Origin of the sequence: Mesorhizobium sp. M3A.F.Ca.ET.080.04.2.1 (genome assembly GCF_003952525.1) — a bacterium.
Lineage (GTDB): Bacteria > Pseudomonadota > Alphaproteobacteria > Rhizobiales > Rhizobiaceae > Mesorhizobium.
The window spans coordinates 2,524,886-2,540,303 of record NZ_CP034451.1; the positions used below are offsets into that span (position 1 = coordinate 2,524,886).

Here is a 15,418-nt window from a genome sequence, read left to right on the forward strand (position 1 = left end):
GACTGGAGCTAGAGTCCACCCATACAGAGATACTTCATCTCGAGGTACTCCTCCAAGCCGTGTCGCGAGCCTTCGCGACCGATCCCCGATTGCTTCATGCCGCCAAAGGGAGCGGCTTCCGATGACATCCGGCCGGTGTTGATGCCGATCATGCCGTATTCGAGCGCCTCGGCCACATGCCAGACGCGTTTGAGATTGGAGGCATAGAAATAGGCGGCGAGGCCGTATATCGTATCATTGGCCTCGCGCACCACCTGATCGGGGTCCTCGAAACGGATGATCGGCGCGAGCGGCCCGAAGGTCTCTTCCTGGGCGAGCAGCATTTCACTGGTGATGCCCGTCAGAACCGTCGGCTCGAAAAAAGTGCCGCCGTGACCCGCCCGGCTTCCGCCGCAGCAGATCGCTCCGCCCTTCCCGATCGCGTCGGCAATATGAGCCTCGATCTTGAGGAGCGCATGGGTGTCGATCAACGGTCCGATGGCGACACCCGGTCTGAAGCCGTCGCCAACCGAGAGCGAGCGAACCCGTGCGGCAAATTTCTCGGCGAATTCGTCGTGCACGCCCGATTGCACATAGAGCCGATTGGCGGAAACGCAGGTCTGCCCGGCATTGCGAAACTTTGCCTGGATCGCGCCATCGACGGCAGCATCGACATCGGCATCATCAAAGACGATGAACGGCGCGTTCCCGCCCAGTTCGAGGCTGACTTTCTTAACCTGATCCGAGCACTGGCGCATCAGCAGCCGCCCGACTTCAGTCGAGCCCGTGAAGCTGATCTTGCGCACTTTTGGATTGGTGCAGAGTTCGCGCCCGACCGCTGCACCTTCCGAGGCATAGATCAAATTCACGACGCCGTCGGGGAAACCCGCCTCCGCCGCCAGCGCGAACATCGCGCCGGCGACGAGCGGGGTCTGCTCAGCCGGTTTCAGCACGATCGCGCAACCGGCTGCCAGCGCCGGTGAAATCTTGCGGGCCACCATCGAAGCAGGAAAATTCCAGGGCGTAATGGTGCCGACGACGCCGATCGGCTGCTTGATCACCAGCATGCGCCGATCCGTCGAAGGAGCAGAAATCGTCTCGCCGTAGATGCGATTGGCTTCTTCCGCATACCACTGCAAGTAGGCGGCGGCGTGCGAGACTTCCGATACTGCCTCGGGCAGCGGCTTACCCATCTCGGCGGTCAGGATCGCAGCGAGATCATCGGTGTGATCAAGAATCAGTTGGTGCCAGCGCCACAATGTGTCGCTGCGGTCCCGGGCGGTGAGAGCTGCCCATCTGGCTTGCGCGACATAGGCCCTGTCGATCGCGGCCTTCGTTTGCTCGACGCCCATATCGGGAAGCTCGGCAAGCAATTCGCCGGTCGAGGGGTTGAAGACCTTGAACGCGCTCCGATCCCCCTGCTCTCCCCCGGATGCCATGCGATCCAGTGTCGCGAACAGGCCCGGTTGTTTGAGATGGCGAAGCAGCGAACTCTTTATGCCCGACACGGAAAAGCTCCTTAGGATATCGCTGGACGCAACATAGCCGCAGCGCGACACCCGGCATTTATCCCAGCGTCACCATTTTTGTCGAACCTGGCCGGCAGCCGATTGTCGAAACAGGACGCACTTGAGTTGACAGGGCAGCGTCGCATCGTCCAACCTGCGCACCTCACCAGGGGAGTCCCGGCAAGGGGCTGAGATACTGCTATCGCGCGCAGTGACCCGTTGAACCTGATCCAGTTCATACTGGCGTAGGGACGGTGCGAGGCTTCGCGGGTCGGCAATCCGGCTTCGGCATTCGGGCAATGCCCGCATCCTAAGCGAAGCGTCACTTCCTCCTCATCGCGTGAACTGGGTCTCCGTTGCACTCGAGCAAGGAGGCTCACTCATGAATGCCCACACTCCGACCGTCACCGTCGGCGAACTGCCCGCTTCCAAGAAGGTCCACAAACCGGGCCAGCTTCATCCGGAACTGCGGGTGCCGATGCGCGAAATCTCGGTCCACCCAAGCGCCGGCGAGCCGCCGGTCACGGTCTACGACTCGTCCGGTGCCTATACCGATGCCTCGGTGAAAACCGATATCGAGCGCGGCTTGCCGCGGTTGCGCGAGACATGGGTCGAGGCACGCGGCGACGTCGAGCGCTACGAGGGCCGCACGATCAAGCCCGAGGACAACGGCTTCGTCTCGGCCGATCGGCTGACGCCGGAGTTCCCGGTGCACAACAGGCCGTTGCGCGCGGCCGGCGGCCGCGCCGTCACCCAGCTCGCCTATGCGCGCGCCGGCATGATTACGCCTGAGATGGAGTTCGTCGCCATCCGCGAGAACCTCGGCCGGGAGCAGTTGCGTTCGAAACTTCGCCGCGACGGCGAGAGCTTCGGCGCCGCGATCCCGGATTTCGTCACGCCGGAATTCGTGCGCGACGAGGTGGCGCGCGGACGCGCCATCATCCCGTCCAACATCAACCATCCCGAAAGCGAGCCGATGATCATCGGCCGCAATTTCCTGGTCAAGATCAACGCCAATATCGGCAACTCCGCCGTCACCTCGTCGATGGCCGAGGAGGTCGAGAAGATGGTGTGGGCGATCCGCTGGGGCGCCGACACGGTGATGGACCTCTCGACCGGGCGCAACATCCACAACATCCGCGACTGGATCGTGCGCAACTCGCCGGTGCCGATCGGCACGGTGCCGATCTATCAGGCGCTGGAGAAAGTCGGCGGGGTCGCCGAGGAACTGACCTGGGAGGTGTTCCGCGACACCCTCATCGAGCAGGCCGAGCAGGGCGTGGACTATTTCACGATCCATGCCGGCGTGCGCCTGCCCTATATCCCGCTGACCGTCGACCGCGTCACCGGCATCGTATCGCGCGGCGGCTCGATCATGGCCAAGTGGTGCCTGCATCACCACCAGGAGAGTTTTCTCTACGAGCATTTCGAGGAGATCTGCGACATCGCCAGGGCCTATGACGTGGCGTTCTCGCTCGGCGACGGTCTTCGCCCCGGCTCGATCGCCGACGCCAACGACGCGGCCCAATTCGCCGAACTGGAAACGCTGGGAGAACTCACCAAGATCGCCTGGGCCAAGGACTGCCAAGTGATGATCGAGGGCCCCGGCCACGTGCCCATGCACAAGATCAAGGAGAACATGGACAAGCAGCTCGCGGTCTGCGGCGAGGCGCCGTTCTACACGCTTGGACCGCTCACCACCGACATCGCGCCCGGCTATGATCACATCACATCGGGCATCGGCGCTGCGATGATCGGCTGGTTCGGAACGGCGATGCTCTGCTACGTCACGCCGAAGGAGCATCTCGGCCTGCCGGACCGCGACGACGTCAAGACAGGCGTCATCACCTACAAGATCGCCGCCCATGCCGCGGATCTGGCCAAGGGCCATCCGGCCGCCAAGATCAGGGACGACGCGCTGTCGCGGGCGCGTTTCGAGTTCCGGTGGGAGGACCAGTTCAACCTGTCGCTCGATCCCGAGACGGCGCGCGCCTTCCATGACGAAACCCTGCCCAAGGAGGCGCACAAGGTGGCGCATTTCTGCTCGATGTGCGGCCCCAAATTCTGCTCGATGCGGATTTCGCACGACATCCGCGCGGAAGCGCAGAAGGAAGGGCTTGCGGCCATGGCGGCGAAGTACCGGGACGGCGGCGATCTCTACATACCGCTCGACAACGCATCGGAGAGCACCGGCCGGCCATGAAGGTGCTCATTCGCGGCGCAGGCGTTGCCGGGTTGACGCTCGCGCACGAGCTGGCAACGCGCGGCGCCGAGGTGACCGTCACCGAGAAGCGCATGGAGATCGCCGGCAACGCCTCCTGGCAGGCAGGCGGCATGCTCGCGCCTTGGTGCGAGCGCGAGAGCGCCGAAGAGGCGGTGCTGACGCTCGGGCGCCGCGCCGCCGACTGGTGGAACGCGGCCTTGCCCGGCCATGTCTCGCGCCGCGGCACGCTGGTGCTGGCTCCTGCCCGCGACGCTCGTGAGTTGGACCGGTTCGGGCGCCGCACGTCCGGTTTCAGGCAGCTCGGCGCCGGTGAGATCGCGGCTCTCGAACCGGCCCTCCAAGGCCGGTTCGGACGTGGGTTGTACTTCGCTCAGGAAGCGCATCTCGACCCGCGCAAGGCGATGCTTTCCCTCAGCGACAAGCTGCGCGGGATGGGCGTGCGCCTGGAGTTCGGCCGCGGCCTGGCGCCTGCATCTTCGGAAATCGAGGTAGACTGCGCCGGCATCGCCGACAGGCGACCGGAGCTGCGTGGCGTGCGCGGCGAGATGCTGATGCTGCGAACGGACGAGGTCTCGCTGGCCCGCCCGGTGCGGCTGCTGCATCCGCGCATCCCCGTCTATGTCGTGCCGCGCGAGCAGAACCTGTTCATGGTCGGCGCGACGATGATCGAGTGCGATGCCGATGGCCCGATCACCGTGCGCTCGAGCATGGAGCTGCTCAGCGCAGCCTACACGCTGCATCCCGCCTTCGGCGAGGCCGAACTGGTCGAGACAGGCGTCGGCGTGCGTCCTGCATTCGCCGACAACCTGCCGCGCGTCGAGCGCGACGGGGGGCACATTCGCATCAACGGCCTCTACCGCCACGGCTTCCTGCTCGCGCCGGCCATGGCGCGACAGGCAGCCGACCTCATCCTGGGAAATCCGGCAGCAAAGGAGTTTGCCCTTGAAGCTCATCGTTAACGGCCAAACCCATGAAGTCGCGGCCGAAACGCTTGCCGCGCTGCTCAGCGAACTTGACTTCCAGGGCAGCTGGCTCGCCACGGCGAGGAACGGCGACGTCGTGCCTGCCAGGGAACGCGACCGCTGCCGTCTCAGCGATGGCGACCGCATCGAAATCCTCTCGCCGATGAAGGGGGGCTGATCCAATGCTCGACCTCTATGGACATAAATTCTCGTCCCGCCTTCTGCTTGGCACCGCGCTCTACCCCTCGCCTGCCATCATGGCCGAGGCGATCAAGGCGTCCGCCACGGAGATCGTCACCGTGTCGCTCCGCCGCGAAACATCGGGCGGCAAAGCCGGCGGCCAGTTCTGGTCGCTGGTCCAGTCGCTGGGGGTTCGCGTCCTGCCCAACACCGCCGGCTGCCATTCGGTGAGCGAAGCGGTGACGACGGCGCGAATGGCGCGCGAGGTGTTCGGCACGGACTGGATCAAGCTCGAGGTGATCGGCAACCACGACACGCTGCAGCCCGACGTCTTCGGGCTGGTCGAAGCAGCCAGGATCCTTGCCGCGGAAGGTTTCCAGGTCTTTCCCTACACGACCGACGACCTCATCGTGGCCGAGCGCCTGCTCGACGCCGGCTGCCGGCTGTTGATGCCCTGGTGCGCGCCGATCGGCTCCGCGCGCGGGCCGCAGAACCCCGATGCGCTGCGAAGCCTGCGCGGGCATTTTCCCGGCGTGCCGCTGATCGTCGATGCCGGCATCGGCCGGCCATCGCACGCCGCAGCCGTGATGGAGCTCGGCTACGACGCGGTGCTGCTCAACACGGCGGTCGCCAAGGCAGGCGATCCCGTCGCCATGGCAGCGGCCTTCGGCAAGGCGGTCGAGGCCGGCCGCGAGGCCTATTGCGCCGGTTTGCTCGAGCCGCGCGACATGGCCGTCCCCTCGACCCCCGTCATCGGCATGGCAGCGTTCTCATGAGGCTCGATCCGTTTTACCTGATCGTCGATTCCGCCGCCTGGATCGAACGGCTGGTGCCGCTCGGCTTGAAACTGGTGCAACTGCGCATCAAGGACCGGGACGAAGCTTCGCTACGCCGCGAGATCCATGCTTCGAAGGCGGTCTGCGACCGTCATGGCTGCCAGTTCATCGTCAACGACTACTGGCGCCTCGCGATCGAGGAGAATTGCGATTTCGTCCATCTCGGCCAGGAGGATCTGCTCGAAGCCGATTTGAAGGCCATCCGCAGGGCGGGCCTGAGGCTCGGCCTCAGCACTCACGACGATGCGGAACTCGAGACCGCGCTGCAAGCCGAGCCCGACTATGTCGCGCTTGGCCCGATCTACCCGACCATCCTTAAGGCGATGAAATGGGCGCCGCAGGGACTGGACCGTATCGCTGTCTGGAAGAGGCGCGTCGGCGGTCTTCCGCTCGTGGCCATCGGCGGGCTCACCGTCGATCGCATTGCCGGTGTCTTCGCCCAAGGCGCTGAGAGCGCCGCGGTGGTTACCGACATCACCCGCAACGCGCACCCCGAGGCGCGCGCGCTGGAATGGCTGACGGCGACGGCGCCATGGCGATGACGCCGCATGTCTTGATTGTCGCCGGCTCCGATTCGAGCGGCGGCGCGGGAATAGCCCGCGATGTCGAGACCGTTTCGGCGTTCGGGTTGCGCAGCTGCCTCGCCATCACGGCCGTGACCGTCCAGACTCACGCGGCGGTCGAGCGCATCGAGCAGATGCCGCCGGAGCTTGTCGTCGCCCAGATGAAGGCCGCCTTTGCCGCCAACCAAGTCGCGGCGGTCAAGATCGGCATGCTGGGCACGGCAGCGGCGATCGAGGCGGTCGGCTCCGTCCTGGCGAGCAATCGCCAAGCGTCCGTAGTGCTCGACCCGGTGCTGGCCTCAACGTCGGGCCGGCTGCTGCTGGAGGACGATGCAATCGGCGCATTGCGCCGCGATCTGATGCCGGTCTGCCGGCTCGTCACGCCCAATTTGCTCGAATTGGCAGAGCTGACCGGATCGGCGCCGGCGCCGGATGAAGAAAGCGCCTCTCTCCAAGGCGAGGAACTTTCAAGGACCATAGGAACGGCCGTGCTTGTCAAAGGCGGACACGCGCAGTCGAGCCAATCGGTCGACATCCTGCTGCAGCCGAACTGTCCCGCCGTTCGGTTCGTAGCGCTCCGCTTGCATTCCGAGATGCGCGGAACAGGCTGCATGCTGTCCAGCGCCATCGCCGCCTCTCTTGCCCTCGGGGCCGACCTGGAAAAGAGCGTGCGCGGCGCGAAGCAATTTGTCCTGGACGCCCTGGTCCGATCCGCGTGATCGGGCCGACAAAGGCGCGGAATTCGGCGAAGACCAAACCGACGCTGATGAGATCGCGCCTCTCCGCCGGCGGATGCAATTTATGGTTGTCCGGCTTGCTAAGATCTGGGCCGTGCCATGCTCTCCAACAATCAGCCAGATCGTCCTGCCCGCACTGCGAATGAATCTGACCCGATGTCTCAATTGGTGGTGTGATTGTCGCAAGCATCACAGCGACGGCTCAACGGATATCTACGATGCGCCGCCGGACGGGGACCCCAGAGTCGCCTAGGGCCAGAGATTTGGCGCGCGGCTTGCACGAGAATATCCCGCACCAGTCGAGCATTCACGGGCACAAACAGGATCTCACAGAGAGGACAACTCCCGCATGGTGACTATTGCTGAGATGAAGGAACAACTTGCCCGCGAGAACACCATTACTCGCTCAGGTCCGCCAAAGGCGCCATCGAATCCCTTCTTCGGCGTAGGCCCCATCACGGACGCGACGATTGACGAGGTCGCTGGAAGACTGCGGCGCGTCGAATTCGATGCCTGGCTGGAGGCCAACTACCGCAAGCTCGACGACAAGGGCAACGACCTCGGTCCATTCACGACGGCCGAGATCGCGCGCAGCATGCATAGGGGCTATCCCGCCGACAAGATCCTGACCGACATGATGGGCTCGATCCATCAGTACTTCGAATTCCCCAAACAGAATTTGATGGCCGTCGGTCTCGGTGGCGGGCACAGCGGCTTTACCGTCGCGGTCATGCACCTGATGAACCCCAACAACGCAAACCAGCGCGTCTACGTGGACACCACGAAACCGGAAGCCTCCGAGTCCCATGGCGCCGGATTCTTCAGGCAGTCCTGGGCGACCCAGCTTCTCGAACTGCAGAAGTTCGCGCAGAATGGCAGCGCCGACAAAATCCAGTTCGCGACCGTCGAGGGGTCCATCCCCACAGCAAAGGAACTCGAGGCCCTCGGAACAACGCTGTTCCTCGGCGTCGGACACGAGACGACGGGTGCGAATACCTACAGCAAATCGGAGATCGAGGAGCTTCTGAAGTGGCTCGATCGCGATCCCGACAACCGGCACGCCGTCCTCGACGCTACATCCATGCTGGGAGCGATGCCGTGGGGCGAGGCTGTCGTGCGCGAAGCTCTTGCCAAATGCTGCGTCTTCATGCCGTTCCAGAAGGCGATTGGCGGCATCTCCGGATACTTCGTCGTCTCATTCACGCCGCAGGCGTTGAAGCTCGTCGAGAACAACCAGAACGATCCGGCCTGGGCCATTCCGCGCCAGCTCAAGCTTGCTCCTCCTGTCGACGCGAAGCTTCCGGTCAGCGGCAAGAGATCGCTGACGATCGGCCCCTTCTACGATGCGGAACAGCAGCGCATGCTCGGCGGCGTCATCAACACCTACAGCGCGCTCGCCTTCGCCGAAACCACCTTCGGCCTCCTGCAGGCTGCCCGGCGTGTCGGCTCCGTCAGCGATCTGAACCGTCGCTCGGTCGAGAACCGCCGGGTGATCTCGGAGTGGGTCGACAACAACTCGTTGCTGAAGTTCACCGTCAGCGAAGCTGAAAAGCGCGGGGCCGCCGTTGTCCTCCTCAAAGTCGTCGATCCCGATATCACCGACAAACAGATCCACGCGCGCATCATTGCCCGCTCGAAGCAGCTTCTCGGCTATGAGGGCATCACGCATGCCAACGGCGACCACGAGAAAGGCCTGGACGCTGCCCGGTACGTGAACGCGTTTCCCGGCATGCCCGGCGACTACCGGGCCTGGATCGGCGGCATCCGCGACCCCGAGGACGTGCGCCTGCTTCTCGACAATCTCGCCTATGCCTACCGCAGGGCCAAGGTTGCCGTGCTCGAGGAAGAACTGGCGGCGCAGGGCGAGCGGTTCGAGAGCGCGCCTTCGGCCGCCGGCCTGGTCAGGAAGGACGATCCCGAGCGCGCCTACACGGTCCTGATCGCCGATCTGCTTGGCCTGCGCCTCGGAGAGAACAATGCACCCGACAGCAGCGAGATCGCGGCCTATATTCGGGAAAAAGGCGGCGAATTCCACCTTGGCGCCCTGCAGGACCGGAACGCCCTGCAAAAAGGCAAGATCCACTTCTTCTATCAGCCAGGGCTGAGCACCGAAGCTGAGCTTCTGGGCTGCACGGCCCAAGGCGAATACGATGCCCTGATCGCGGCAGCCACCTTCATTCCCAAGCAGTCCGTCTTCCCGCTCGGGGGCGTGCGGATTGGCGCCGGGACCGGCAACATGGGTTCCAACTCGTGGGGCGGCCCTGACGGCGACGGTGGCGTAGCGCCGCTGATGAACACGCCCGGCATCAACAGCCGCGCGACAGCCCAGATGGCCATGAAGGCCCTTCTCAAAGTCGTTCCGAACATCCCCGTCGATGAGTTGCACGAACGGACGGTGGCCGGGAAGTTCGACACCGGGCGCGACCTGAAGGATTTCCCGACCTCCAAGCTCGAAGGCCAGAAACTGGCCGTCCTGGGCTATGGCAACATCGGCCGGGAAGTCGCCAAGCTGGCATCGGCGTTCGGCATGCACGTTTGCGTCTATGCCAGGGAAGCCCATCGCGCCTGGATCGAGGCCGAGGGTTTTGAATATGCCGACAGTCCGGTCAAGGCAGCGAAAGACGCCAACGTGCTTTCGGTTCACGTCGGCCTCGGCCGCCTCGACAAGTCGACCGGCAAGTTCAGCAATGCAGGTTTCGTGAACCGCGACGTGCTCTCGAGCCTGGCCGATGGGGCGGTGCTGATCAACTACGATCGCGGCGAGCTCGTCGACATCGAGGCTCTCGATGCCGCCCTGCAGTCGGGTAAGGTCAGCCATGTGGCGGTCGATGCCGACATCTTCAGCGACGCGAAGGACGGAACGCTGCGAGGGCCGCTCACGCCCTACCTGCCCTTGAGCGAGCGGCATCCAGGCCGGCTGGAGCTTCTTCCGCACGTGGCGGCCGACACCGATCACCCGACGCGTGTTGCCGGCGCCAAGCAGGCCGTCGATCAGATTTACGACGCGATCCAGTTCAAGGCCGTGCGGAATCTGAAGGGCGCCTTGCCGGAGGGATATGTCAACCTGGGCTCGACCGTTCCCGTCGGTGTCGGCAAGTCGACCTCGGCCAATCTCGGCGCCCTTGCGGATCAAGCCGAACAGTGGAAGGCGCTACGTCAGCTCTCCGAGCGGATCGCGGCTGTCATCGGCGGCATCGACGCGACCACGGACCCGGAAAGGCGCGCAACCTTGGTCGGTCGATATCACAGCGAGCTGGCGCTCGACCTGCTCAACCACCGGCGCATCCTCGAGGAAGCAGGTCTGTTTGCTCCAGCGGTCGCTTGAAAACCGACCAGCCATAAAGGATTTGCGGGGTGGCGGGTTCAAACCTGCCGCCCCGCCACCGCGTCCAACCCAATCTTACCCGTGCAAACCTCCGCGTTCTGCTGACAGCGCTCGCGACCTACGCGCGGTCCCCATTTGCGCCACGCGTCCAGTTCTATTCGCTTAGACCCTGGCCACACGACCGTCATAGGGTCATCCTCTCCCCGCTCCTGTCATCACGCTGGTAGGCCTGCAAGGGCATCCAAGTCGACGGACGATGCCGCTCCGTCTTTCGTTCTCTTTCCACGTGGCCAAGTCCTGATCGCAGCTTTCGCGCTGTGACATCGAAGCCCCTTGCCTAATTGGTATGCTGGTATAATGTGTACCTGACATGGCGTCATCATCAGCAGCGACGCTGTGCATCGCGATCTTTCTGGGAGGAGATACAATGAAGGGTTCAATCTTGGCGGCGCTGGCCGGCGCCGTGCTGGCAAGTGCTGCGACTTTGCCGGCTCAGGCGTCTGCGGACGCTCCGGTCATCGCGCTCGCCAACGCCTATTACGGCAACACCTGGCGCCACCAGATGGTGGAAGCGTTCGAAGCCTCGGCCAAGGAGGCCAAGGCCGCGGGGCAGATCGCGGACTACATCGTCATGAACGGCGACGGTTCGGTCGCGCAGCAGAACAGCCAGATCGCCGAACTGATCCTGAAGAAGGTCGATGTGCTCGCCGTCGACGCCGCTTCCGAGACCGCCGTCAACGGCATCATCGAGAAGGCCTGCAAGGCCGGCATCATCGTCATCTCATTCGACTCGGTCGCCTCGGCGCCCTGCAACTACCAGCTCAATTTCGACTTCAAGGGTTACAAGGCAGCCCAGGCCGAAGCCGTCTTCAAGATGCTCGGCGGCAAGGGCAACGTCATCCAGGTGCGCGGCGTGAAGGGCTCGGCGCCCGACAACGACATGTTCAACGCGCAGCAATCGGTGCTGGCTAAATATCCGGACATCAAGGTGGTGGCGACCGTCTACGGCCAGGCGACGGCCTCGGTGGCGCAGGCGGCCATCGCCAACGTGCTGCCCTCGCTGCCGCATGTCGATGCCGTGCTCGGCCAGGGCGGCAGCGACGATGTCGGCATCGCGCAGGCCTTCGTCCAGTATGGCGGCGACTATGCCGGCAAGATGCCGATCATCGAAGGCGGCGGCGGCACCGACTTCGTCAAATGGTGGGCCGACGAGAATGCCAAGAACGGCTACCAGACGGTGTCGATGAACACCACGCCCGGAATCGGCGGCGCCGCCTTCTGGCTCGGCCTGTCATTGCTGAAGGGCGCCAAGGCGCCGAAGCTGATGATCATGCCGGTGGCAACCGTCGACGCCAGCAACCTCAAGGAGTATGCCAAGCTGCCGGGCGGCCAGATCATCAGCCCGAGCTATTCGCTGGACTGGGTCAAGCAGAACCTGCTCAGCAAGTAGGACGGCTAGCCGGCTCAGATCGGGCGCCGAGCAAAAATTGCGCGCCCGATCTTGCCAACAATACGGAGGACGAATGTCCCAGCTTGCCGTTGCCGATCAGGACAGCGCCGCGGCCGCCGCACCTGGCGCTGCTGCCCGGCCAAGCGTCGTTGCGCTCAGCGGGATCACCAAGAGTTTCGGACCGACGCTCGCCAATGCGGGAATAGAGCTCTCGGTCGGCGCAGGCGAGGTGATCGGGCTGGTCGGCGGCAACGGCGCCGGCAAATCGACGCTGATGCGCATTTTGTGCGGGGCGATGTGGCCGACGCTCGGCGTGATTTCATTTGCCGGCGAGGAGGTTCCCTTTTCTGCCTATGATACCGGCGAAGCGCAGCGGCGCGGCATCCGCATGGTGCACCAGGAGCTGTCGCTCTGCGCCAATCTTTCCGTCGCCGAGAACTTCTTCCTGGAAACGCCAGGCGACGCGGCGAGCCGGCCGGGCTGGCGCACGCTCTATCGCACCCGCGCCCGCGCGGCGCTGGACGCCGTCTTCCCGGGCAACGGCATCGATGCCGACGCGGAGGTCGGACACCTCACCATCGCCGAACGGCAGATGGTGGAGATCGCGCGCGCCGCGGCGACGCCCGGGGTCAAACTGATCGTGCTCGACGAGCCGACATCCTCGCTCGATCTCGACCGCTCAAAACAACTGCGGGCTTTCATCCGCGAACGGGCAAAGGGCGGGCTCGCCTTCATCTTTATCAGCCACAAGCTGCAGGAGATCATCGACATCGCCACCGAGGTGGTGGTGCTGCGCAACGGCCGCACCGCATGGCAGGGCCATGCCGCGGACGCCTCGATCGGCAGGCTCGTGCAATTGATGGGTGGAGACACCAACCCGGTTCACCAGCACATGGTGTCCGTCACCTCCTCCCAGGACGTGCTGGTGCGGCTCTCCGGGCCGCTGACGGCCGATCTCGGCCACGACGTCGACATCGTGCGCGGCGAGATCGTCGGGTTGGCCGGGCTCGAAGGCAGCGGGCAGAAGGAGCTGCTGCACGCGATCTTCAACCCCGGGCGCACGCGACACGCGGCCATTGCCAGGCACGCGGACGCGGGCTTCATTGCCGGCGACCGGCAGAAGGAAGGCGTGTTTCTGCTGTGGAGCGTGCTCGCAAACATCGGCATCGGTGCCATTGCCCGCCGCCCGGCACTCAGCGTTGTCTCCGACCGTGCCAACCGCGACACCGCTTCGAAGGCCGCCGGCCGCCTGCGGCTCGACGATGGGCGCTTCCGTTCCAACATCAGCGAGCTCAGCGGCGGCAACCAGCAGAAGGCGCTGGTGGCGCGGGCGCTGGTTGCCGACACGCCGATCATCCTGCTCGACGATCCGACGCGCGGCGTCGACATAGCCACCAAGCAGGATTTCTACCGGCTCTGCAACGAGGTCGCGCGCAGCGGCCGGGCGCTGGTCTGGCACACGACAGAGGACGCCGAGTTGCTGGCCTGCGACCGCGTGCTGGTCTTTTCTAGCGGTCGGATCGTCAAAGAGTTGGCAGGCGACGGCATCACCGAGCAGGCAATCGTCGGTGCCTCCTTCACGCACTCGACGGACAGGCAGGCGAGCAAAGCGCCAAACCAAACCGCCATGACCGCATTCGGCCGCAGGCTGGTCAACGCCGCGCCCTTCATCGGGCTTGCCGCCGTGCTTGCCATCATGATCGCGATCAACCCCGCCGTCGCCTCTTCCTTCGGCCTCGACCTGCTCTTGATGCCGGCATTGTCTCTGGTGCTAGTGACGGCAGCACAGATGTTCATCGTCGGCGGCAGCGAGATCGATCTCGGCGCCGGCGCTTTTGCCGGCCTGGTCAGCGTGCTCAGCGCCACGCTGCTCTACGACCAGCCATGGCTCGGGGCGCTGGCGCTGGCGGCGGCCGTTGCCGCCTATGCCGGGCTCGGCGGCCTGATCCAAGCGCGCAAGATCCCCGCCATCGTGGTGACGCTCGGCGCGTCCTTCATCTGGGTCGGCATAGGCTATGCGCTGCAGCCGACACCGGGCGGCGCCAGTCCGGAGTGGCTGTCGGCGCCCTTCAACTGGTCGCTCGGCGCCGTGCCGACCTCGATCATCCTGATCGCGGCCGTAGCGCTGATCGTGCTGGTCATCGACCGGCTGCCGCTCGGCGTGGTGCTGCGCGGCTTCGGCAACAACCCGGCAGCGATGATGCGCTCGGGCTGGTCGCCGACCCGCTACGCGCTGGTGCGCTATCTCATTGCCGGGCTGTTCGCCGGGGCCGCCGGCCTATCACTGACGGCCATCAACACGGCAAGCGACATCAATTCCGGCAATTCCTACACCCTGCTCAGCGTTGCCGCCGTCGTGATGGGCGGCTGCTCGCTTCTCGGCGGCATCATTTCGCCGGTCGGCGCCGTCGCCGGCGCGGTGACACTGTCATTGATCGGCGCGCTGCTCGGCACGCTCAGCGTCAGCAGCGACTACAACGCCGCGACGCAAGGCTTGATACTGATCGCACTCCTGACGCTGCGCAGCCTGACCGCCGACCGCAGGAGCGAGCCATGAACGCACTCGCCGGCTTCGGCATCTGGGCGCAGCGTAACCGCTGGATTTGGTCGGCGGTCGGCGTGCTGCTGTTGTGGCTCGTGCTCTCCGTCGTCACCAACCGCTTCAGCCTGTCCAGCCTGTCCGGCGTGATGCTCTCGGCATCGTTCCTCACGGTGGTCGGCATCGGTCAGATGTTCGTGGTGACGACCGGACGCGGCAATATCGACCTGTCCGTCGCTTCGGTGATCACGCTCAGCGCCTTCGTCGCGCTGCTCACCGTCAAGGGCCAGGACGCAAATCTCGCCATCGGCGTCGCCGCCGCCATCCTGCTCGGCCTTGCGGTGGGCGCTCTCAACTCGCTGCTTGTCGTCGGGCTCGGCATCCCGGCGATCATCGCGACATTAGCGACCGGCTACGTGCTGGCAACGGCGACGCTGCTCTCGAACAAGGCGATACCGGGTTTTGCCGTCAGCCCGGCGCTGAAGGCCGTTGCGACGGGACGCATTTCCGGCGTGCCGATCATGGCCATCGTCGCCGTTTTCGGCGTGGTCGCGGCCTCCTTCGTGCTGCGCTACACGGTGTTCGGCCAGCTCCTGTCGGCGGTCGGCCAGAACCGCGCCGCGGCACGGCTCGCGGGGATCCGCAACGGCCGGGTGATTGCCTCGGCCTTCGTCATCTCTTCGGTGCTGGCGTCGCTCGACGGGCTGCTGCTCGGCGCGTATATCGGCGGCGCCTTCCTCGAAATGGGCCAACCATACCTGTTGCAGTCGATCGCTGCCGTGGTGCTTGGCGGTACGCTGATCTTCGGCGGCTCCGCGACGGCGCTCGGCACGCTCTTTGCCAGCATCCTACTCGTCTTGATCGTCACCACCATGCAGATCGTCGGCCTGCCTCCCGGCGCCCAGGACATCGTGCAGGGCATCGTCGTCATCTTCGTGCTGGCGCTGGCCGGCCGCCAGGCGCTGGCGCGGCGCGCTTCTGTCGATCCTGCCGATGGCGGAGCGGATCCGGCAATCACGGCGGAAGTAACCGCGCCGAGTCTGGTCGAAAAGGTGCAGCCTTGACGATTCCGCTTGCCAAGTCGTGGTAGAGTGATCATACCAGTGTACAAGTTG

The 15,418-nt window shown here is 64.8% G+C and carries 11 protein-coding genes and 1 riboswitch; of the genes, 10 read left to right on the forward strand and 1 reads right to left on the reverse strand.

Features of this window, described 5'->3' with window-relative positions; all coding sequences use genetic code 11:
* Positions 1-8: 8 nt before the first annotated feature.
* Complete coding sequence (locus EJ074_RS12130; protein ID WP_129554052.1) at positions 9-1,418, reverse strand: NAD-dependent succinate-semialdehyde dehydrogenase; 1,410 nt, start codon at positions 1,416-1,418, stop codon at positions 9-11.
* 227 nt (positions 1,419-1,645) lie between these two features.
* Positions 1,646-1,757: riboswitch (TPP riboswitch) on the forward strand.
* 112 nt (positions 1,758-1,869) lie between these two features.
* Here EJ074_RS12130 and thiC point away from each other — a divergent pair.
* The 10 genes from thiC (at position 1,870) to EJ074_RS12180 (ending at position 15,367) form a co-directional block, all read left to right on the forward strand.
* Positions 1,870-3,690: a phosphomethylpyrimidine synthase ThiC gene (gene thiC / locus EJ074_RS12135; protein ID WP_129553473.1), complete on the forward strand. Its 1,821-nt coding sequence runs from the start codon at positions 1,870-1,872 to the stop codon at positions 3,688-3,690.
* Positions 3,687-4,670: a glycine oxidase ThiO gene (thiO, locus tag EJ074_RS12140; protein ID WP_129553474.1), complete on the forward strand. Its 984-nt coding sequence runs from the start codon at positions 3,687-3,689 to the stop codon at positions 4,668-4,670. The genes thiC and thiO overlap by 4 nt, the downstream gene beginning before the upstream one ends.
* Positions 4,654-4,851 (forward strand): sulfur carrier protein ThiS, encoded by a 198-nt coding sequence (gene thiS, locus EJ074_RS12145; protein ID WP_095807832.1) that lies wholly within the window; start codon positions 4,654-4,656, stop codon positions 4,849-4,851. Before thiO ends, thiS begins: the two co-directional genes overlap by 17 nt.
* 4 nt (positions 4,852-4,855) lie before the next feature.
* The gene (locus EJ074_RS12150) at positions 4,856-5,629 is read left to right on the forward strand and encodes a thiazole synthase (RefSeq protein ID WP_129552588.1); all 774 of its coding nucleotides are present in this window, start codon (positions 4,856-4,858) and stop codon (positions 5,627-5,629) included.
* On the forward strand, positions 5,626-6,231 hold the full coding sequence (locus tag EJ074_RS12155) for a thiamine phosphate synthase (RefSeq protein ID WP_129552589.1): 606 nt from the start codon (positions 5,626-5,628) through the stop codon (positions 6,229-6,231). The genes EJ074_RS12150 and EJ074_RS12155 overlap by 4 nt, the downstream gene beginning before the upstream one ends.
* Entirely contained in the window at positions 6,201-6,971 is a 771-nt protein-coding gene (locus EJ074_RS12160; protein WP_245454850.1) for a hydroxymethylpyrimidine/phosphomethylpyrimidine kinase, read from the forward strand. The genes EJ074_RS12155 and EJ074_RS12160 overlap by 31 nt, the downstream gene beginning before the upstream one ends.
* A gap of 367 nt (positions 6,972-7,338) precedes the next feature.
* Entirely contained in the window at positions 7,339-10,314 is a 2,976-nt protein-coding gene (locus EJ074_RS12165) for an NAD(P)-dependent oxidoreductase (RefSeq protein WP_129553475.1), read from the forward strand.
* A gap of 427 nt (positions 10,315-10,741) precedes the next feature.
* Positions 10,742-11,764 carry an ABC transporter substrate-binding protein gene (locus tag EJ074_RS12170; protein WP_129553476.1) on the forward strand — a complete coding sequence of 341 codons (1,023 nt, stop codon included), beginning with the start codon at positions 10,742-10,744 and terminating at the stop codon, positions 11,762-11,764.
* Between the two features lie 73 nt (positions 11,765-11,837).
* Complete coding sequence (locus EJ074_RS12175; RefSeq protein WP_129553477.1) at positions 11,838-14,321, forward strand: ATP-binding cassette domain-containing protein; 2,484 nt, start codon at positions 11,838-11,840, stop codon at positions 14,319-14,321.
* On the forward strand, positions 14,318-15,367 hold the full coding sequence (locus EJ074_RS12180; protein WP_095807826.1) for an ABC transporter permease: 1,050 nt from the start codon (positions 14,318-14,320) through the stop codon (positions 15,365-15,367). Before EJ074_RS12175 ends, EJ074_RS12180 begins: the two co-directional genes overlap by 4 nt.
* The last annotated feature ends 51 nt before the right edge of the window (positions 15,368-15,418 follow it).